The organism is Aquibium microcysteis, assembly GCF_014495845.1.
Lineage (GTDB): Bacteria > Pseudomonadota > Alphaproteobacteria > Rhizobiales > Rhizobiaceae > Aquibium > Aquibium microcysteis.
This window is the reverse complement of record NZ_CP061080.1, coordinates 1,389,160-1,407,323: the sequence shown is the minus strand read 5'-3', so window position 1 is coordinate 1,407,323 and position 18,164 is coordinate 1,389,160. Positions and strand designations below refer to the sequence as shown.

General features: G+C 67.9%; 17 protein-coding genes and 1 tRNA gene. 6 read left to right on the top strand and 12 right to left on the bottom strand.

Going from position 1 to position 18,164, the window contains the following annotated elements; translation table 11 throughout:
* Nucleotides 1–19: 19 nt before the first annotated feature.
* Complete coding sequence (locus tag IAI54_RS06460; protein ID WP_187971567.1) at nt 20–1,423, top strand: tyrosine-type recombinase/integrase; 1,404 nt, start codon at nt 20–22, stop codon at nt 1,421–1,423.
* A 316-nt stretch (nt 1,424–1,739) separates the two neighbouring features.
* Here IAI54_RS06460 and IAI54_RS06455 read toward each other — a convergent pair whose 3' ends face one another.
* From IAI54_RS06455 to metG, 4 genes are read right to left on the bottom strand one after another with little or no spacing between them, the layout of a single operon-like run.
* Nucleotides 1,740–2,210: a YbaK/EbsC family protein gene (locus IAI54_RS06455; protein ID WP_187971566.1), complete on the bottom strand. Its 471-nt coding sequence runs from the start codon at nt 2,208–2,210 to the stop codon at nt 1,740–1,742.
* 25 nt (nt 2,211–2,235) lie between these two features.
* Entirely contained in the window at nt 2,236–3,057 is an 822-nt protein-coding gene (locus tag IAI54_RS06450) for an MBL fold metallo-hydrolase (RefSeq protein ID WP_187971565.1), read from the bottom strand.
* A complete protein-coding gene (locus IAI54_RS06445) occupies nt 3,057–3,851 on the bottom strand; it encodes a TatD family hydrolase (RefSeq protein ID WP_187973049.1) in 795 nt (264 codons plus the stop codon). Before IAI54_RS06445 ends, IAI54_RS06450 begins: the two co-directional genes overlap by 1 nt.
* Before the next feature lie 4 nt (nt 3,852–3,855).
* The gene (gene metG / locus IAI54_RS06440) at nt 3,856–5,409 is read right to left on the bottom strand and encodes a methionine--tRNA ligase (RefSeq protein ID WP_187971564.1); all 1,554 of its coding nucleotides are present in this window, start codon (nt 5,407–5,409) and stop codon (nt 3,856–3,858) included.
* A gap of 173 nt (nt 5,410–5,582) precedes the next feature.
* Between metG and IAI54_RS06435 the strand changes: the two genes are divergently transcribed.
* A complete protein-coding gene (locus tag IAI54_RS06435; protein ID WP_187971563.1) occupies nt 5,583–5,999 on the top strand; it encodes a DUF6455 family protein in 417 nt (138 codons plus the stop codon).
* A gap of 6 nt (nt 6,000–6,005) precedes the next feature.
* Here IAI54_RS06435 and mgtE read toward each other — a convergent pair whose 3' ends face one another.
* The 3 genes from mgtE to IAI54_RS06420 form a co-directional block, all read right to left on the bottom strand.
* Nucleotides 6,006–7,415: a magnesium transporter gene (gene mgtE / locus IAI54_RS06430; RefSeq protein ID WP_187973048.1), complete on the bottom strand. Its 1,410-nt coding sequence runs from the start codon at nt 7,413–7,415 to the stop codon at nt 6,006–6,008.
* A 102-nt stretch (nt 7,416–7,517) separates the two neighbouring features.
* On the bottom strand, nt 7,518–8,297 hold the full coding sequence (locus IAI54_RS06425; RefSeq protein ID WP_187971562.1) for a hypothetical protein: 780 nt from the start codon (nt 8,295–8,297) through the stop codon (nt 7,518–7,520).
* Between the two features lie 140 nt (nt 8,298–8,437).
* Entirely contained in the window at nt 8,438–8,626 is a 189-nt protein-coding gene (locus IAI54_RS06420) for a hypothetical protein (protein ID WP_187971561.1), read from the bottom strand.
* A 160-nt stretch (nt 8,627–8,786) separates the two neighbouring features.
* Between IAI54_RS06420 and IAI54_RS06415 the strand changes: the two genes are divergently transcribed.
* Together IAI54_RS06415 and IAI54_RS06410 are read left to right on the top strand one after the other, a co-directional pair.
* Nucleotides 8,787–9,257 (top strand): CesT family type III secretion system chaperone, encoded by a 471-nt coding sequence (locus IAI54_RS06415; RefSeq protein WP_187971560.1) that lies wholly within the window; start codon nt 8,787–8,789, stop codon nt 9,255–9,257.
* Between the two features lie 29 nt (nt 9,258–9,286).
* A complete protein-coding gene (locus IAI54_RS06410; protein ID WP_187971559.1) occupies nt 9,287–10,081 on the top strand; it encodes a hypothetical protein in 795 nt (264 codons plus the stop codon).
* A gap of 263 nt (nt 10,082–10,344) precedes the next feature.
* Here the strand turns inward: IAI54_RS06410 and IAI54_RS06405 are convergent.
* Nucleotides 10,345–10,429 (bottom strand) — tRNA-Leu (locus IAI54_RS06405).
* 175 nt (nt 10,430–10,604) lie between these two features.
* On the opposite strand from IAI54_RS06405, the gene lipB reads away from it, so the two are divergent.
* Nucleotides 10,605–11,321, top strand: coding sequence for a lipoyl(octanoyl) transferase LipB (gene lipB, locus IAI54_RS06400; protein WP_187971558.1), 717 nt, complete (start codon nt 10,605–10,607; stop codon nt 11,319–11,321).
* A gap of 50 nt (nt 11,322–11,371) precedes the next feature.
* The gene (gene ggt / locus IAI54_RS06395) at nt 11,372–13,138 is read left to right on the top strand and encodes a gamma-glutamyltransferase (RefSeq protein ID WP_187971557.1); all 1,767 of its coding nucleotides are present in this window, start codon (nt 11,372–11,374) and stop codon (nt 13,136–13,138) included.
* A 1,379-nt stretch (nt 13,139–14,517) separates the two neighbouring features.
* On the opposite strand, the gene IAI54_RS06390 is transcribed toward ggt, so the two are convergent.
* The 4 genes from IAI54_RS06390 to IAI54_RS06375 are packed head-to-tail and all read right to left on the bottom strand — an operon-like array spanning nt 14,518 to nt 18,027.
* A complete protein-coding gene (locus tag IAI54_RS06390) occupies nt 14,518–14,970 on the bottom strand; it encodes a MarR family winged helix-turn-helix transcriptional regulator (protein ID WP_187971556.1) in 453 nt (150 codons plus the stop codon).
* Nucleotides 14,967–15,551, bottom strand: a complete 585-nt coding sequence (locus IAI54_RS06385; RefSeq protein WP_187971555.1) for an amino acid synthesis family protein — start codon at nt 15,549–15,551, stop codon at nt 14,967–14,969. Before IAI54_RS06385 ends, IAI54_RS06390 begins: the two co-directional genes overlap by 4 nt.
* An 11-nt stretch (nt 15,552–15,562) precedes the next feature.
* Nucleotides 15,563–16,504 (bottom strand): UPF0280 family protein, encoded by a 942-nt coding sequence (locus IAI54_RS06380; RefSeq protein WP_187971554.1) that lies wholly within the window; start codon nt 16,502–16,504, stop codon nt 15,563–15,565.
* Entirely contained in the window at nt 16,501–18,027 is a 1,527-nt protein-coding gene (locus tag IAI54_RS06375) for a 6-hydroxynicotinate reductase (protein WP_187971553.1), read from the bottom strand. The genes IAI54_RS06380 and IAI54_RS06375 overlap by 4 nt, the downstream gene beginning before the upstream one ends.
* Between the last annotated feature and the right edge of the window lie 137 nt (nt 18,028–18,164).

Genomic DNA, 18,164 nt, shown 5'->3' with positions numbered 1-18,164 from the left:
CGTTGAGTAGGGTGCGTTGGTGTTGGGAACTGCAGGAGATATTGACGCGGCGCAAGCGATCTTCCGGGACGTTGATCTGTCGCGTAGGGAAGGGGAGGGCAAGCTCCCTATCGACAGAATGCCGGAGCCGTTGCGTCGAGCGGCCCGCGAATGGCTCGACGAAAAATCCTCCGCCACGTCGCGCGCGACCTATAGCGCCGGATTCCTCGCGATGTCCGTATGGCTGTGCGGCAGGTTGGGACGGAGCGACCTTCTGCTTTTCAGTGCGCTGACCCCAGAACTGCTTGAAGAGTATGACGAAGCTCTGGTTAGGAGCGGTGTATCCTACGCGCTAAGACTACGAAATTTTGATGCTACCAAGAGCTTTGCAACTTGGCTTTCGCGGAAAATTTCTACAACTAACATCAATCCTTTCATCATCTTTCGCCCACGACGCGCGCCAAAGGGCGCAAAGGTAGTGGAAGAGGCAACCCGCGATTACGTCGAGATCCTTTCAAGGATTCCGCCTCATATTCGCGTCGATCTGGAAGCTTGGGGCTCGACCGTGTCGCGGGCGAAAACGCGTACCGTATACCTCACGGATTGCATGCACATGCTGGAAGCGATCATGCGCAGAACAGGGCAGGGGTATAGCGACCGCATTTTCTCCTCTGTGGACGCTGCCCTGATCGAGTCCATCTCCTCAGAGCTTTCCGCAACCTGCGCGAATACGTCGATTGAAAGGCGTTGGGCTGCTCTTAGGAGCTTCGTGAAATATCTGGCGAGCGAGAGCCCGACACTGAATTTCGGCGATGTGCTCACTGCGAAGGTCAGCGTGCAGAGAGTGCGACAAGCGACAAGAATTGCGAACTTGGATGATATGCTGGACGCCATCGAAGTGGCCATTGCGACTGGGTTCTATGACGAGGGGTGGGTCGTCCACCGAGATCGCGCTGTCCTGCGTCTGATTGTCGACTGTGGAGCAAAGGCGAGTGAGATATCACTGCTGGATCTCGATCATATCGACGATGCGAAGCGACACGGAAACGCGCTCTTGATACCAGGGCGGACATATCGGAACCAGCTCTCCGATGAAACGCTGGACGCAATAGACAGGTACCTCTCTGCTACGCCGCGCCCCATGTTCGGTGAGCCTGCGCTATTCATAACGTCAAAGGATCGTCGGCTGCAGCCAACAATTGCCCAGCGGCAACTCCGACATCTGGCAGACGTCTCCGGCTTGGATGACGCAACGACTTTCTTGGGCCTTGTTGCCGACCACATGGTCCGAGAGTTTCGTAAAGGCATCCCTGAAACCGTCATCGCACGGCGCCTAGACCTCAACGTGGCATATGTCGCTCAGACGCTTGAGCGAGCGGGATGCTTTGAAAAGTGGGGCATCGTGTCAGAACCGGCGCAAGCGCCTACAGATACCGCGCCCTAAATTGTCCGGAAAAGCTTGGGTTCGGTCCGCTTCCAATCTGCAACTTGAGGATGCATCTGTAGGAATGACCACGTCAGGGATTCAGATACGGTGTTCGGAGATTCAACTAGGTCCTGTCTCAACAGACTGCCATGGCGGCGTCAATCTATGCCGCATAAGATAGATTATGGAACTTTCTGATATGCGGCGTGCGACGTACTTGCAGGAATGCGGCCCGTGCAGCCGCGCGGTGCTCGGCAATCCATCGGCCCCACAAGTGCCTCTGCAGGATAAGGTGCATCCGCGCGACGTCGACGGAGACGTCGCTCTGCGACGCCTACGCAGCCACGTCCGCCACCGTCGCGCCCGCTGCGGCGAGCAGCGCGTTCGGCTCGGCCGAGAACACTGCGTCGTGGGCGCCGGCGGCGGCCCAGACGATGTCGTAGCCGGTCAGCGTTTCGTCGGCATAGGCGTCGATCGGCTCCAGGTGGCCGAGCGGCGAGACGCCGCCGATGGCGAAGCCGGTGCGGTCGCGGATCTCGCGCGGGTCGGCGCGGCCGAGCGTTTCGCCGGTCAGCGCCGCGGCCCGGGCGGCGTCGAGCCGCTTGTCGCCGGAGACCAGGAAGAGATACAGCTTGCCGCTCGTTTCGCCCTTGAAGATCAGCGACTTGACGATCTGGCCGACCGATACGCCGCATTGCGCGGCGGCTTCTTCGGCGGTCCGCGTGGATTCACCCATGCGGCGAATCTCGACCGGCAGGCCCGCCGCTGCGGCCGCCTGGCGGACCCGTTCGATGCTCTTGCTCATGGCGTCACCCGAAAATCCATTGTTTTCAATATTCTCCGAGCGCCTGTTCGATCACCATGCCATCATAGGCCGGCTCCACATGAGCAGGCGTCTCTCGCATCGTCGCCTCGTAGTCGAGCGGAATGTGCATGTGGGTCAGCACGGCGCGGCGGGGTGCCAGCCGTTCGATCCAGCCCAACGCCTGGGTGAGCGACAGATGCGAGGGATGCGGCTTGTGCTGCAGCGCGTCGACCACCAGCGTGTCGACGCCGGCCAGCCGCGCGACGGTTCCGGGCGGGAAATCCGACACGTCGGGACAATAGGCGATGCCGCCGATGCGGTAGCCGAGCGAGAGGATGTCGCCATGGATCTGCGGCAGCGGCTCGAAGGTGAGGGGACCCCCCTCCCCGTCGATCGTGAACGGCGTGTCGTGGTCGATGGCGCGCGCGTTGAGGATCGGCGGGTAGGAACTGCCGGGCGGCGTGCGGAAGCAGTAGCCGAAGGCGTCGTGCAGGCGGTCGAGCGTCGGCTTGTCGGCATAGACGTCCATCAGCCGGCGCTGCTCCAGCGCATAGCCGCGCAGATCGTCGATGCCGTGGATGTGGTCGGCATGCGGGTGGGTGAAGACGGCGGCGTCGAGCCGGCGCGTTGCCGAGCGGATCATCTGCTCGCGGAAGTCCGGCCCGGTGTCGATGACCACCGTGGTGCGCCGCCCGTCGGCCGCGATGCGCTCCACCAGGGCGGCCGCGCGGGTGCGCAGGTTCTTCGGATTGGCCGGGTCGCAATTGCCCCAGTCGCCGGTGATCCGCGGCACGCCCGGCGACGAGCCGCAGCCGAGGATGGTCAGGCGGACGACGTCGCCCGGCATCAGGCGGCAGATCCCGCGGGCGGCCCGACCTTGGAGAACAGCCGCAGGAAGTTCGCGGTCGTCTGCCGCGCGATCGCGTCTTCCGTCAGCCCCAGCGTCCCGGCGAGCACCCGGGCGGTGTGGGCGACATAGGCCGGCTCGTTGCGCTGGCCGCGGTGCGGCATCGGCGCGAGATAGGGCGAATCGGTCTCGACCAGCAGCCGGTCGAGCGGGATTTTCTTTGCAATGTCGCGCAGTTCGTCGGATTTCCTGAAGGTCAGGATGCCCGAGAAGGAGACGTAGCCGCCGAGCTTCACCCCGGTCTCGGCCAGCGCCGCGCCGGAGGAAAAACAGTGCAGCACGAAGGGGAAGGTCCCCTTCCCCGTCTCCTCGGTCAGGATCCTGGCCATGTCCTCGTCGGCGTCGCGCGAATGGATCACCAGCGGCAGGCCGGTCTGCCGCGCCGCCGCGATGTGGCGGCGCAGGCCCTCAGCCTGCGCATCGCGCGGCGCCTTGTCGTAGAAATAGTCGAGCCCGGCCTCCCCGATCGCCACGACCTTGCGGTGCGCCGACAGCCGCACCAGGTCCTCGGTGGTGATCTCGGTCTCCTCGCCGGCATTGTGCGGATGGGTGCCGACCGAGCACCAGACGTTCTCGTAGGCCTCGGCGATGGCGCGGATCTCGTCGAAGCGTTTCACGCGGGTCGAGATCGTCACCATCATGCCGACGCCGGCCGCCTTCGCGCGTGCCACGACGGCGTCGCGTTCCGCGGAAAAATCCGGGAAGTCGAGGTGGCAGTGGCTGTCGACCAGCATGGCGTCAGCCACCCGCCGCCTCCTGCTCGACATAGCGCGGGAAGACGCCCGACGGCGCCGGCAGCGGCGTGCCGGGCACGAGCGCGTCGGCGTCGCCGGCATGGGCGAACAGGCGCCGGTCGGCGGGCACCGCGAGCAGGTCGAGCAGCTTCGCCGAGGAGCCCGGCACGTAGGGTTGCAGCATCAGCGCGATGCGGCGCACCACCTCGGCCGTCGTCCACAGCACCGTCTCCATGCGCGCCGGATCGGTCTTCTTCAGGCCCCAGGGCGCCTGGCCGGCGAAATAGCGGTCGGCCTCGGCCACCACGGCGATGACCGCCGCCAGCGCCTGGTGGATCGCCTGCCCCGCCATCGCCTTGCGCGCGGTCTCCAGCGCCTCGGCGGCGGCGGCCAGCACCGCCTCGTCCTCGGCCGTCAGCGTGCCCTTGCCCGGCACCACGCCGCCGCAGTTCTTGGCGATCATCGACAGCGAGCGCTGCGCCAGATTGCCGATGCCGTTGGCGAGGTCGGCATTGGTGCGCGTGACGATGCCCTCGTGGCTGTAGTTGCCGTCCTGGCCGAACGGGATGTCGCGCAGCAGGAAGTAGCGCAGCTGGTCGAGCCCGTAATGCTCGGCGAGCGCGAAGGGGTCGATGACGTTGCCGACCGACTTCGACATCTTCTCGCCGCGGTTGAACACGAAGCCATGGCCGAAGACGCGCCTGGGCAGCTCCACGCCCGCCGACATCAGGAAGGCCGGCCAGTAGATGGCATGGAAACGCACGATGTCCTTGCCGATGACGTGGATGTCGGCCGGCCAGCGGTGCCACAGCGGCGCGTCCGCATCGGGATAGCCGACGCCGGTGATGTAGTTGGTCAGGGCGTCGACCCAGACATACATCACGTGCTTCTCGTCGCCGGGCACCGGCACGCCCCAGTCGAAGGTGGTGCGCGACACCGACAGGTCCTTCAGCCCCTGCTTCACGAAGCTCACCACCTCGTTGCGGCGCTCCGGCGGGGCGATGAAGTCGGGATGTTCGTCGTAGAGCTTCAGCAGTCGGTCGCCATAGGCCGAGAGGCGGAAGAAGTAGCTCTCCTCCTCCACCCATTCCACCGGGGTGCCCTGCGGTCCGTAGCGCACGCCGTCGTCGCGCACCTCGGTCTCCTCCTCGCCGTAATAGGCCTCGTCGCGCACCGAGTACCAGCCGGCATAGCTGTCCTTGTAGATGTCGCCATTGGCCGCCATCGCCGACCAGATCGCCTGGCTGGAGCGATAGTGCCGCTCCTCGGTGGTGCGGATGAAGTCGTCGTTGGAGATGTCGAGCGCGGCAGCCATGCGCTTGAACTCGGCCGCGTTGCGGTCGGCGAGTTCGCGCGGGGTCAGGCCCTCCTTGCGCGCCGTCTGCAGCATCTTGATGCCGTGCTCGTCGGTGCCGGTGAGGAAGTAGACGTCCCTGCCGTCGCAGCGCTGGAAGCGTGCGATCGCATCCGTCGCGATCATCTCGTAGGCGTGGCCGATATGCGGCTTGCCGTTGGGATAGGAGATCGCGGTCGTGATGTAGAACGTGTCCTTGGCCATGAAGCTCGGATTCCGGGATGTGCGCGAAAATTGTGCGGTGCAGATAGCGCATCGTGCCGGTGAATGCCATCCCCGCGCAACCCTCCGCTCGCCGGGAGGGTCGACGGGCCTTGATCTCGATCAAGGCGCGGGCGCGCCGGTTTCCTAGCATCGGCGTCAACAGGAGGATCGCCATGTCCGCACAGGCCGCCGTCACCACAGGAATCCGCCATATGCTCGAATCCGTCGCCCGGCGATGGCGTGACCACCGCGACGCGGTCGCCTCGCTGCGCGAGATCGACCGGATGGATCCGGCCATGGCCGGCGAGATCGCCGCGGAGGCCGGCCTCACGGTCGCCGACCTCAAGGAGGTGATCTCGCACGGTGCCGGCGCCAACCGTCTCATGCAGCGGATGATGGACGCCTACGGCGTGGACGTGCGCGAACTCGCCGAGGACGGCCTGCTGCGCGACGTCTCCGTGCTGTGCTCGCGCTGCCAGTCCAGAGGCCGCTGCGCCGAGGAACTGGAGGCCGGCACGGCGCGCGAGAACGCGCATCTGTTCTGCCCCAATGCCGAGACCTTCGAGAGCTTCGGCCTCGCCGCGAGCTGACGCGCTTCAGCCGAAGCCGAACCAGAGCGTGGCGAGGCCGAGGAAGGCGAAGAAGCCGACGACGTCGGTGACGGTCGTCACGAAGACGGCCGAGGCGACGGCGGGATCGATCTTGAAGCGGTCGAGCATCAGCGGGATCAGGATGCCGCCGAGTGCCGCGACGAACATGTTGACGATCATCGCCGCGCCGATGATGACGCCGATCGAGACCGACTGGAACCAGGTACCGGCGACGGCGCCGATCAGCACGGCGAAGATCGCGCCGTTGATCAGGCCGACCAGCATCTCGCGGCGGATGATGCGCCAGGCGTTGTAGATGTCGAGGTCGCGGGTGGCGAGCGCGCGCACGGTCACGGTCATGGTCTGCGAGCCGGCATTGCCGCCCATGCCGGCCACGATCGGCATCAGCACGGCCAGCGCCACCACCTTCTCGATGGTCGCGTCGAACAGGCTGATGACGGATGCCGCCAGGAAGGCGGTCACCAGATTGACCAGCAGCCAGGGCACGCGCGAGCGCGAGGTCGACAGGACGCTGTCCGACAGTTCCTCGTCGCCGACGCCGCCCATGCGCAAGAGATCCTCTTCCGCCTCCTGCTGGATCACGTCCACCACGTCGTCGATGGTGAGCACGCCGACCAGCCGCTCGTTCTCGTCGACGACGGCGGCCGACAGAAGGTCGTACTGCTCGAACTCCCGCGCGGCCTCCTCCTGGTCCATCGTGGCCGGGATCGCATGGCGCGTCTCGTGCATAACCTCCTCGATCTTCACCGCGCGCTGGGTGCGCAGGATCTTGTCGAGGTCGACCGAGCCGAGCAGCTTGAAGGTCGGGTCGATGACGAAGATCTGGAAGAAATGCTCGGGAAGGTTCTGGTCCTCGCGCATGTAGTCGATGGTCTGGCCGACCGTCCAGAACGGCGGCACGGCAACGAATTCGGTCTGCATGCGCCGGCCGGCCGATTCCTCCGGATAGCCGAGCGACCGGCGCAGCCGGATGCGCTCGGTGAAGGGCAGCTGCGCCAGGATCTCGTTCTGGTCGTCCTCGTCGAGATCTTCCAGAATGTAGACCGCATCGTCGGAATCGAGCTCCTGGACGCCCTGCGCGATCTGCGCATTGGGCATCGCGTCGACGATCTGCATGCGGACCGCTTCGTCGACTTCGGTCAGCGCGGTGAAGTCGAAATCGCTGCCGAGCAGTTCCACCAGTGCCCGGCGCTGCTCGGGAAGCAGCGTTTCCAGGAGATCGCCAAGTTCGGACTGGTGCAGGTTCGCGACGTCCTGCTTCAGGGTCAGGATGTCGCGGTCGGCGATCGCGGCGCCGATATGGGCAACGTAGGAGGGACGGATGACGCCTTCTTCGTCGTAGATGTCGGCGTGATCCACGGTCTGATCGATGCCGCCGGCGGCGTCTTCGTCCAGTTCGGCCAATGCGACCTCCAAGCCAGCGAGCGATCGGTTTCCCGACCGGTCTAGCCCGCCCGTCCGGCGAACTCAAAGCCTATTGCAGCGCAGCATGCGGTTTCATTCCTTGACACGGCGGAGGATGGTGAGCCCCTCTTCGCGGTCCAGTGCGTCCCGCACACCCGTGGGAATGCCGCCCTTCCCGGCCGGGGCGTCGTTCAGGGCCACGTCGCGAACCGTCACGCTCAGCCAGTGCGTCAGTTTCCTCGCCCCGCCCAGCGACAGGTCGCCGCCGATCAGCGTGAAACCCGACGTCGCCAGCGAGATCGTCGGCCGTGCGCGGGCATCGCGCGTGACGTCGAAGCTGACCTCGTAGGAATAGGCGGCCGGCGTCTCGTGCACGTTGATCAGCGCCACCGTGGTGTTGAGAACCCACTCCTTGAGCCCGAGCCCGCCGGCGATCCGCTCGGGCGGATTGGCGATCTGGCCGGAGCATTCCAGTTCCGCGAAGGGATAGTAGACCGAGACGGTCGTCCGCACGGCGTTCACCCGGCTGCTCGAGCCGCCGAGCCCGAGCCCGGCACTGCCATGGTTGACGGGGATGACGAAGCTCGAATTGCCGGCGGCGTCGAGCACCTTCACGAGTTCCAGGCCGGCCGTCACCTTGGCGTACTGTCCCTCGATCGCGATGCCGGCCTCGCGCAGCCTGGCCGACACGCCGGGCTCGCTCTTGATCAGGGACAGCGATTCGCAGAGTTCCTGCTCGACCGTGTAGAACAGCGATTCCATCTTGACGTAGTCGCTCTCGGCGAAGTCCGGCAGCGTCGTGCAGCCTGCGAGCATCACTGCGATGAGCGCGGCGCTCCCCGTTCGCGCCAACTGGCTCCTGCCCTTCGCCATCGTCCGTCCCCTTCCCTGCCCCCGGGAAGAGCTTCGCGTCTCGGCGCGGTTCGCACAAGTGGTAATTCAGCGGGGTCGAACAGACCGGCGCGGCGGGAGACGTTCCCCTCTCCGCCACGCCGGTGCCGCGAGACCTTCCGTCAACCCTCGGCCTTGAAGCGCTTGGCTTCCTTCTCGAGTTCGGGACTGTCGATCCCGTGCTTCTCGATCAGTTCGCGCGCCTGGCCCTGCGACAGGTCCGTCGTCTCGGCCAGCTTCAGGGCCTTGCGGTCCTTGGCGTCCTCGGGGAGCGCCCGGCGCTCGTTCCCGGTTGCGGTCGGTTTCGACATGTCGGCCTCCGTTTCCGCAGCAACGGCCGGCACGACGCCTCGTTCCCATCGCACCCGCGCCTGTGTCGTCCGACGCACCGGGCCGGTGCCGCTCGGCACAGGACGGCCCGGATGCCCTGCCTAGTCTCGGCCTTGTCTCACCCACGGACCCGGAGCGACCATGGCCGACCTTCACCAGCGTTTTCGCGGCAGCGACACGATCCTTGCCGACTACGGGCTTTCGATCGGACTGCCCGATCTCGCCTTCGATTCCGATGGCGAGGTGGTCATCGAAATGGGCGACGTTCCCGTCTGCCTGGTCGCCGGCGACCAGGAAGCGGGATACGTCGTGAAGGCCCACGTCAATGTTCCGGACGGCGTTCCGCAGGAAACCTTCGCCGGCTACGCGGCCATGCGCAACGGCGTCATGATGGGCCACGGCATGGGCATCGTCGCGCTCGACGGCGCGGACGGCGGCTGGGTCTGGACCGACCGCATCGAACCGGCGCAGCTCACGCCCGAGCGCCTGCATGAGCGCCTGCTGCGCGCGACGCGCAACGTCGCCTACTGGCAGGCGGCAATCGATCTGCTCGCGCCCGCCGCCGAAGAGGCGCCGGCCGTCGGCGACCCCTCCCTGATCATCCGCGCCTGACGCAACCACGCACAATCCGGAACACGACCATGAGCAAGATCACCGACCGCCAGCTCACCACGATCCTCGACACGACCAATCTCAAGGCCGGCATCGGCAAGAGCCGCGACGAGGAGGGTGGCGTTCGCGTCCGCTCCGGCTCGCCGGGCATCGCCTGGCTGAAGTCGAAATTCTCCACGACCGCTCAGAAGCAGAACATCCAGGCGCGCGAAAACTTCGTTGCCAGGGTGTCGAAGGACCTCGGGCTGACGAGCGCGCTTGCGAAACGGCTCCACAACGAGATCGTCGGCACCCACACGGTGACGGGCGTCAAGAAGATGCCGCTGACGGTCGGCAAGGCGCAGGATGCCATCAAGCTGATCATGGAGCTCGCCAGGAACGTCAGGGACAACGTCGACTATGACCCGATGAGCCGCTTTCAGAAGCAACTGGCCCGCGAAGGTGTGGGCAACCAGCAGAACGTCCCGGTCATGCCTGAGCCGAAGAAGATCGAGGTGCAGGAGGAAATCGGCCTCGACGAGCTCCTCGATGACGAGCCGGTCACGGACAAGGATCGGCCGAGCCTCTCCGATCCCGAACTGCAGGACGTGCTGGGCATGCTGGCGCAGGGCACGGAGAAGACGGAGCGGACCGAGCACACGCCGTCCGGGCTCCAGAGCGACCTCGCTCTCCTCGACACGCTCGACGAGATGCTCGACGACATGGACCGCAAGACCGACAAGCCGACCGGCGGCGGCCAGAAGCCGGGGACGATCGACGAGAACGCGCTCTTCTCGGACCTCGACGGCCTCGTGGACGAGATCGGGAAGAAGCAGGACAACTGATCCCTTCCGCTTGCGGACGAACCGCGGGCAAGCCAGCCCCGGTTCGGTCTGCCGGTTGCCGGAGCGTAACCGCCAGCAAGACCGGCGGCGCCGTGATCGCGGCAGACGGGTATCACATTCCGACGCATGAAGCAGTGACCTAGACCCCGGTTGCCAGGCCGGCGGACCGGACGGAGGCCGGCGTGAGGAGCCGCGATCCGCGGACACCAGATCACGAACGAATCCGGTATTATCGGGGGAAGAGTTCAGCCTCTGGCTGAGAATGGTGCGGTCGAGAAGACTCGAACTTCCACGGGTTGCCCCACAGCGACCTCAACGCTGCGCGTCTACCAATTCCGCCACGACCGCACGTGGTAGGGCCGGTCCTGACCGGCTCGCGGCGTTTAGCAAATCACCTGTCGGGAAACAAGAGCGCCGAACCGAATAAATGTGGCTTTCGACAGCCGCATGACGAAAGGCCACCGGCCCTGTCTGGACGGCGCCCCGCCGAGCCGCCATATCTGGTCCAGAAGGACTGTCTCAGATGCTCCAGCGCAACCAGCTCGGCTTCGATTTCCACCCCTCCGCCGGCAGCCCGCCGGTCGAGTGGCGCATCGAACCCGGTCTCGTGCCCTACTCCGACGCGCTCGCCGTGATGGACGCGCGGTCCACCGCCATACGGGACGGCCCGGCACGCGAGATGGTCTGGCTTGTCGAGCACCCGCCGCTCTACACCGCCGGCACCAGCGCCCGGCCGGGCGACCTCCTGGAGCCCGACCGTTTTCCCGTCTTTGCCGCCGGACGCGGTGGCGAATACACCTATCACGGCCCCGGCCAGCGCGTGGTCTACGTCATGCTCGATCTGAAGCGGCGGCGCGAGGACGTGCGCGTCTTCGTCGGCGCGCTGGAGGAATGGATCATCCGCACTCTCGACCGCTTCAACGTGAAAGGCGAGCGGCGCGAGGACCGCGTCGGCGTCTGGGTGGTGCGGCCCGACCGGCCGCCGCTGGCGCCGGGCGTGCCGGCCGAAGACAAGATCGCCGCCATCGGCATCCGGTTGCGGCGCTGGGTCTCCTTCCACGGCATCGCCATCAACGTCGAGCCCGACCTGTCGCATTTTTCCGGTATCGTCCCCTGCGGCATCGCGGGATACGGCGTCACCAGCCTTGTCGATCTCGGATTGCCGGTTACCATGGCCGACGTGGACGTGGCGCTGAAGCAGGGATTCGAACAGGTGTTCGGGCCAGCCGCCACGGACTGAGGCCGGCCGGCGGACGTTATCGGTGCCGGCTGCCTTTAAGGGAGGCTGGGATGAGCCTGCGGACGAATCGACTGGGCGCGGCGTTCTTTGCGCTGCTGGCCGCCCTCCCCGCCGGCGCACTGGCGCAGCAGGCGACCGATGCCGTCGCGCCGGAGGCGCCGACCAGCGTCGAGGTCAAGGCGGCCGTCAGGGCCCGCAGCCAGATGGTGGTGGCCGCCAACCCGATCGCCGCGGAAGCCGGCCTCGCGGTGCTGCGCGACGGTGGCAGCGCGGCCGACGCGCTGGTGGTGGTGCAGACCGTGCTCGGCCTCGTCGAACCGCAGTCGTCGGGTCTCGGCGGCGGCGGATTCCTGGTCTTCCTCGACGGCGCGACCGGCCGGCTCACAACCATCGACGGCCGCGAGACCGCGCCGCTCGCAGCCACGCCGGAACTCTTCCTCGGCGCCGACGGCAAGCCGCTGAATTTCTTCGAGGCCGTCGTCGGCGGCCGCTCGGTCGGAACGCCGGGCATCGTGCGGCTGATGGAAAAGATCCACGCCTCGCATGGCCGCAAGCCGTGGTCCGAACTGTTCGAACCGGCGGCGCGGCTGGCCGATTCGGGCTTTGCCGTCTCGCCGCGTCTCGCCGCGCTGATCGCCGAGGACGGCGAAAGGCTGGCCGGCCAGCCGACCACCCGCGCCTATTTCTTCGACGCTGCCGGGGCGCCGCTGGCCGAGGGCGCCCGGCTCGCCAATCCCGACTATGCCGACACGCTGCGCCTGATCGGCCGCGAGGGTCCGGACGCCTTCTACGAGGGGCCGGTCGCCGAGGCGATCGTCGCGGCCGTGACGTCCCATCCGACCAATCCGGGCCAACTCGCGCTCGAAGACCTCGGCGCCTACGAGGCGAAGGAACGGCCGGCCGTCTGCGCGCCCTATCGCGGCTACGACGTCTGCGGCATGGGGCCGCCCTCCTCCGGCTCGCTGGCGATCGGCCAGATCCTCGGCATGCTGTCGGGCTTCGACCTCGGCACGCTCGGGCCGTCGGACCCGCAGAGTTGGCGCCTGTTCGGCGACGCGACCCGGCTCGCCTTCGCCGACCGCGGCCGCTACGTCGCCGACGAGGATTTCGTGGACATTCCCGAAGGTCTGCTCGACACGGACTATCTCGCCACCCGCGCCGCGCTCCTGAAGCGCGAGACCGCCCTGCCCGCCGATCTCGCCGGCCCCGGCGATCCGCCCTGGGACAAGGCGCAGCTGCGGATCGATGGCGGGAGCCCCGAGGTTCCGGCCACGACTCATTTCGTCATCGTCGATGCGTTCGGCAACGTCGCCTCGATGACCAGTTCCGTCGAGAACGCCTTCGGCGCCCGGCTGATGGCGGCCGGCATCCTGCTCAACAACCAGCTGACCGACTTCTCGTTCGCGCCGCAGGAGAACGGCACCGCCGTGGCCAACCGCGTCGAGCCCGGCAAGCGGCCCCGCTCGTCGATGTCGCCCACCATCGTGATGAAGGACGGCCGGCCCGCCTTCGCGCTCGGCTCCCCGGGCGGCAGCACGATCATCCCCTATGTCGCGCAGGCGCTGATCGCGCTGATCGACTGGCGCATGGACATGCAGGAGGCGGTGGCGCTGCCGCATCTGGCCAACCGCTTCGGCCGCTACGAGGTGGAAGCCGGCACGGGCGCCGAGGCGCTCGCCGACGATCTCGCCGCGCTCGGCTACGAGGTCAAGGCGACCGCCATGAATTCCGGCCTGCACGGCGTCGCCTTCCTCGACGACGGCACGCTCGCGGGCGGCGCCGATCCCCGCCGCGAGGGAGTTGCCGTCGGCGACTGACGTCCGGGCGAGTATCCGCGACGCCCCGCGGCGGCGATGCCGCTCCGGACGCCCGCGTGTCGGGTGCAATCGTGCCGCGCGCCCGCGGAACGCGACCGCCCGCCGGGCGCTCCGCCGAATGCACGACGCGCGGCGCCGATCCGGCGGTGTCCACATCGGACCGGCGGCCAGCGTGACGCCACCGCCGCGGAGGCGAACGGGAGAGCGCAACGCAGGTCGCAATGGGACCCAGGCACCCGGGCGACGCGACGCAAGCCGGCGTCAGTCGGACGTCAGGGCGCCGAACTCCAACGCACGCGCCGGTACCGACCGTCGTCCCGGCGGGCGGGATCCCGCGACCATCCACCCGTGCCGCGGAGGCAAGCCGCAGCACGCAGGGCTGGCCCGACGGTGCCCGAGCATGGCTTCGCCGACCGCGACAGGACCGAGCCGTCATCGGCGGGACAGGAATCGCAGGGCAGTTCCCGGGCGGATCGGTGGTCCGGCGGGGGAACCGGAACGACGCCGGGGGCTAGGCGCGGGGACGGGCCGCCTGGCGGGAACTGCCCTGCCTCCCGAACCGCGCGGGGCAGCCGCGGCACGGGAAAGTCAAATACGGGATCGCCGGAACAGATGCGCCGACCGGCGACGCTCCTCCTCAGTACGCGCCGATCCACATCGCCATCGAGACGATGAACAGGCTGACCGCGACGAGCGAAGCGACATCTTGAAGAAGGTCGGACATGAATCTCTCCCGTTTCTGTCTATGGAACCATCATGTTCTTGTTTTGTTCCGGCGGCAAGCAGAAAAGACCCTGTCCACGCCCCGCACTGACGGCTGCTGACACGACGGTAAACAAAAGGTTGCACCTGACCGGCGAGCAAGCCGGCCCCGTCGCCGTCGGCGCCCCCCGGAAGCCATGCCTCGCGATCGCTGAAAGGATCCATTCCCCGCTGCCGCTGGCAGGCGTGACGGCGCTGGAGATTCCCGGATGCCGCCGCCTTCATCGTCGTCCTGCCTTCCGGCGACTTCCGAGGCATGCACCCCGGGTCTGCGCTCCGCTCCGGCTTCACGCCGGATGACGAAGCTGAAGGGTGCGCCCCTGATACTCGTCATCACCTCTGCTGCACCCGAGCGTCTGCAGGCGGGCATCGAAGCCCAGCCGCGCGGCCCCGCAATGACGCGTCACGCGGGCTGGCCGCACTTGGCCGGCGCTGAGGACGAGGGGCTGGAGGCCGGCGCCCCCGCCTTCGTCATCCCGGAACGGCGCCCGAGCGCAGCGAAAGACGACATGTCCGGGCTTCACAACTCGGCGCAGGTCATCGAGCGAGACCACGGAGAAGGTGTGACCGGTCCGCCCTCCGATCCTTCCGGTCGCGGGTGGCGGCCGGACGGCGTGCTACGCCAGTTTCGCCAGGAGCCGCAGCAGCGTCGCGGCCTCGCGCGTCGTCAGCGGGGCCAGCGTCTCCTCGGTCACCTTGCGCGCGACCGGCACCAGACGGTCCACCGCCTCGCGGCCCGCCGGCGTCAGCGACACCATGAGGCGGCGCCGGTCCTCGCCGTGGGCGCCGAGTTCCACCAGCCCGCGCCCCTTCAGCCGGTCGATCACGCCCTTGATCGTGGCGGCGTCCATGGCCACCAGCGCGCCGAGCTGGTTCTGCGACGTCTCGCCCACCTCGGCGAGCTTGGCGAGTGCGGCGAACTGCGGCGGCGTCAGGTCGCCGATATGGGCCGAAAAGATCGAAAGGTGCCGCTGGTTGGCCTTGCGCAGAACGAAGCCGACCTGCTCCTGGAGCCGGTAGCCATCGCCCGCCTCGGGCGCGACCAGCGCCAGACGCTTGGCCGCGCTCATCGCAGCCCGTCCTCGCCCTTCACCTGGAAGGCCTCCAGCCCGCCCATGCGCGAATGGACGCGGCCGCCGCAGCTCATCGCCAGGCAGAACAGGATCTCGTCCGGCCGCGGCCCGTCGGGCGCCGTCACCGTGATGGCGTCGAAATGGCTCCTCACATAGGCGGCGTTGACGTGGCCGAGCGGCACGTCGAGGCTCGCGCCGAAGGCGCCGACCTTCATCGCCGAGGGCACGATCGCCTTCGACGGCTGGATGCGCCCGCGCATGGCATAGCCGCCCGGCACGTGCCACAGGGCGCCATGTTCGATCTCGCCCGCGGTGCCGACGATCGCACCCTTGCCATAGGCGTCGATGCGCTGTGCTGCGTCGCCGAAGGCGGCGATCAGCCTGTCGGTCAGGAGCAGGCCGAGCGGCTCCAGATCCTTCATCGCCGGCTGCAGGTCTGGCTCGTGGCGGCCGGCGAAGGGGTTCTTCACCAGCGCCATCGCCGCCCCCCGTCGCCGGGGCGTATCCACCGCCGGGCCGCCGTCGTGAAAAATGTCCTCGATGGTGAGGATGATCTTGCGGATGGAGAATTCAGGCATGCGAGGTTTCCTTACGATCCGTGTCCCTGCTGTGGAGGACGCGCTCGACGACACCCCCCTCTGGCCTGCCGGGCAGGGCAGAGGGGGGTATCTCGGAGCGGAAGCCTTTCCGAAACGCCCCCGCACACCCGCCCTACCCCCGCCAGAAACAACCCCGCTCCCTCGATCCACTTGCGCCGGCAAAAATCCTCCGCCACCGCCACTCCCCGCCCCAGCGCCGCGTCCACCTCGCCCGCCGAAAGCACCCCGACCGACACCGTCACCAGCCGCGCGCCCAGGTCGCTGTCCGGCGCAAGCTCGCGCGCCGGCCGTCGCCCGATCGCCGCATGCCCCGGCAGGTCGACCGCATTGGCGATCAGCGTCGCGGCGACGTCCGCGCTCGCCGCATCGCGCGCCAGGACCGTCACCGCGTCGGCGATGCCGAGCGAATGGCTGCGGCCGCGCCAGCCCGAGGTCGCCACCCCGCGCACGGCGTCCTCGGCACGCACCGTCACCCGGTCGGCGAGCGTCGCGTCCTTGCCGCCGATGGCGAGCCGGAGCGACTGGCCTGGCGCCAGATGCAGCGCGATGTCGCCGCCGTCATTGACATAGGCGCGGTCGAGCCGGCGTCCGGCGACCATCGCGGCGAGAACGGCATCGGCAACCGCGCCCGCCACCCCCGCCATCGGCGTCACGAAGACCGCGCCGTCCTGCGAGAAACGGCATGCCGCCGCCTCCATCGACTGCGCGGCAGCGCCCGCAAAGCGCCGCTCCGGCGCGCCGGCCGGCCGCCGCAGTGCGGGCAGTTCCGCCACCAGTTCCTCCAGGATCGTCGCGAACCGCGCCGCGGCCTGTCGATACGACGCCTGCCGCTCGGCCTCGTCGCCGAAAGCCTCCACGATCAGGTCGATCGGGCCGTGATTCATGTGCAGCCGGCGTCCGTCCGGCAGCCAGGCGATGACCGGTCCGGTCACGATGCCGCGTCCCGGTGCAGCTGCGCCAGCGGCGGCCAGAGGTTTCCGGCCGGTGCGGCGGCCTGCCGGCGCGGGCTGGCGTACTCGCCGCCCCTCTCCAGCACGTCCGCGACGGTGCGGATTTCGCCCGCGTAGCCGCCGAGGCGCAGATAGTCGTCGCGCCGGAGCGTGAACTCGATCGGCGCCACCAGCGCGGGCGTCGGGACGGACCCGAAGGCGTTTTCGGGTGTCCGCGTCACGTCCACCATCAGCGTGATGCCGCCGCCCGGCCAGACATAGACCGGCGCGCCGCCGCAGGTGACATAGGTCTTCAGCCCCTGCACCGAGCGCGTCAGGTTGACCGGGTTCTCCGTCACGCCGGCCCGGAGCGACCCGCCCGCGCCGGCCATGAACAGCACCGTGCACAGCGCCGGCTCGCAATTGTCCTCAATGAGTTCGACCGATTTTCGCAACCTCTGCGGGAACGGCTTCTCGACCGGTCTCAGCGCGTCGTCGAGCTCGAAATAGGCGAACTGTTCCCCTGTCGTCGACACCATCAGCAGCGACAGGCCGGGCCGCGCGCCCTTCTTCGCGTTCCAGTCGCCGAGGATCTGCAGCGGATCGGTGATGGTCGTGCCGCCCCAGCCGAGCCCCGGCTCCGACACCTTGAAATAGCGTCCCGGCGTCGAGCGCCGGCCGAGGATCTTGATGCCGGTGTCCTCCCAGCCGAGCACCTTGCCCGCCTGGTGTTCGGAGACGACGCCGGTGATGTGGTCGTCCACCACCACCACCTCGTCAACCAGCCCGCGCCACTGCGTGGCGAACATGCCGATCGTGGCCGAGCCGCAGCCGACCCGCATGCGGTGCTCCGTCTTGCCGTCGATCACCGGCGCCTTGCCGGCCTCGACGATGACGGTCGCGCCGCCGTCGATGGTCAGTTCCACCGGCTTCCTGTTGCACAGGTCGAGCATGGCCTCGCAGGTGGCGCGCCCCTCCGCCTTCGAGCCGCCGGTCAGGTGGTGGACGCCGCCGATGGACAGCATCTGCGAGCCGTACTCCGCCGTCGTCACATGGCCGATCGCCTCGCCCTTCGCCCTTACGATCGCCGTTTCCGGGCCGACATGGCGGTCTGTGTCGATCTTCACCTTGACGCCGCAATAGGAGAAGATGCCTTCCGTCACCACCGTCACGAGGTCGACGCCCTCGACCTCCTGGGCGACGATGAAGGGCGCCGGCTTGTAATCGGGATAGGTCGTGCCCGCGCCGATCGCCGTCACGAAGGGCCGCGCGCCGACCAGGCTGCCGTCCCAGTCCTCCGCGTCCGCTGCAAAGGGGATCGCTTTGCCCCCGGTTTCGGCGGCATGGTGCAGGATCGTCACGGGGTCGAGCCGCACGATACGGCCGTCGCGATTGCCGTAGCGGTCGCAGGCGCCGGTGCGGCCCTCGGCGATGTAGCACATCACCGGACAGGCATCGCAGCGGATCTTCTCGCCGGCGGGCTTCGGGGGTTCGGCGGGGGTGAAGCGTTCGGAGAGTTCGTTCATGGGGATACGCTCCGGCCGGCTGCAGGACAGGCGCGAGGAATATTCCAGCACACGCGCGAGGCACCTCCCGGTTGGAGCGCTTGCGGGGGAAACCTCCAGCGTATGCGCGAGGCACCCCCACCCCTTACCCCTCCCCT

What these genes read in the sequence shown, in the direction of transcription:
- lipB (WP_187971558.1), top strand. Translation starts at nt 10,605, where the DNA reads ATGCTCCAGCGCAACCAGCTCGGCTTCGATTTCCACCCCTCCGCCGGC.
- IAI54_RS06435 (WP_187971563.1), top strand. Translation starts at nt 5,583, where the DNA reads ATGTCCGCACAGGCCGCCGTCACCACAGGAATCCGCCATATGCTCGAA.
- IAI54_RS06385 (WP_187971555.1), bottom strand. Translation starts at nt 15,551, where the DNA reads ATGCCTGAATTCTCCATCCGCAAGATCATCCTCACCATCGAGGACATT.
- IAI54_RS06390 (WP_187971556.1), bottom strand. Translation starts at nt 14,970, where the DNA reads ATGAGCGCGGCCAAGCGTCTGGCGCTGGTCGCGCCCGAGGCGGGCGAT.
- IAI54_RS06375 (WP_187971553.1), bottom strand. Translation starts at nt 18,027, where the DNA reads ATGAACGAACTCTCCGAACGCTTCACCCCCGCCGAACCCCCGAAGCCC.
- metG (WP_187971564.1), bottom strand. Translation starts at nt 5,409, where the DNA reads ATGGCCAAGGACACGTTCTACATCACGACCGCGATCTCCTATCCCAAC.
- IAI54_RS06420 (WP_187971561.1), bottom strand. Translation starts at nt 8,626, where the DNA reads ATGTCGAAACCGACCGCAACCGGGAACGAGCGCCGGGCGCTCCCCGAG.
- IAI54_RS06455 (WP_187971566.1), bottom strand. Translation starts at nt 2,210, where the DNA reads ATGAGCAAGAGCATCGAACGGGTCCGCCAGGCGGCCGCAGCGGCGGGC.
- IAI54_RS06445 (WP_187973049.1), bottom strand. Translation starts at nt 3,851, where the DNA reads ATGCTGGTCGACAGCCACTGCCACCTCGACTTCCCGGATTTTTCCGCG.
- IAI54_RS06415 (WP_187971560.1), top strand. Translation starts at nt 8,787, where the DNA reads ATGGCCGACCTTCACCAGCGTTTTCGCGGCAGCGACACGATCCTTGCC.
- IAI54_RS06410 (WP_187971559.1), top strand. Translation starts at nt 9,287, where the DNA reads ATGAGCAAGATCACCGACCGCCAGCTCACCACGATCCTCGACACGACC.
- IAI54_RS06450 (WP_187971565.1), bottom strand. Translation starts at nt 3,057, where the DNA reads ATGCCGGGCGACGTCGTCCGCCTGACCATCCTCGGCTGCGGCTCGTCG.
- IAI54_RS06425 (WP_187971562.1), bottom strand. Translation starts at nt 8,297, where the DNA reads ATGGCGAAGGGCAGGAGCCAGTTGGCGCGAACGGGGAGCGCCGCGCTC.
- ggt (WP_187971557.1), top strand. Translation starts at nt 11,372, where the DNA reads ATGAGCCTGCGGACGAATCGACTGGGCGCGGCGTTCTTTGCGCTGCTG.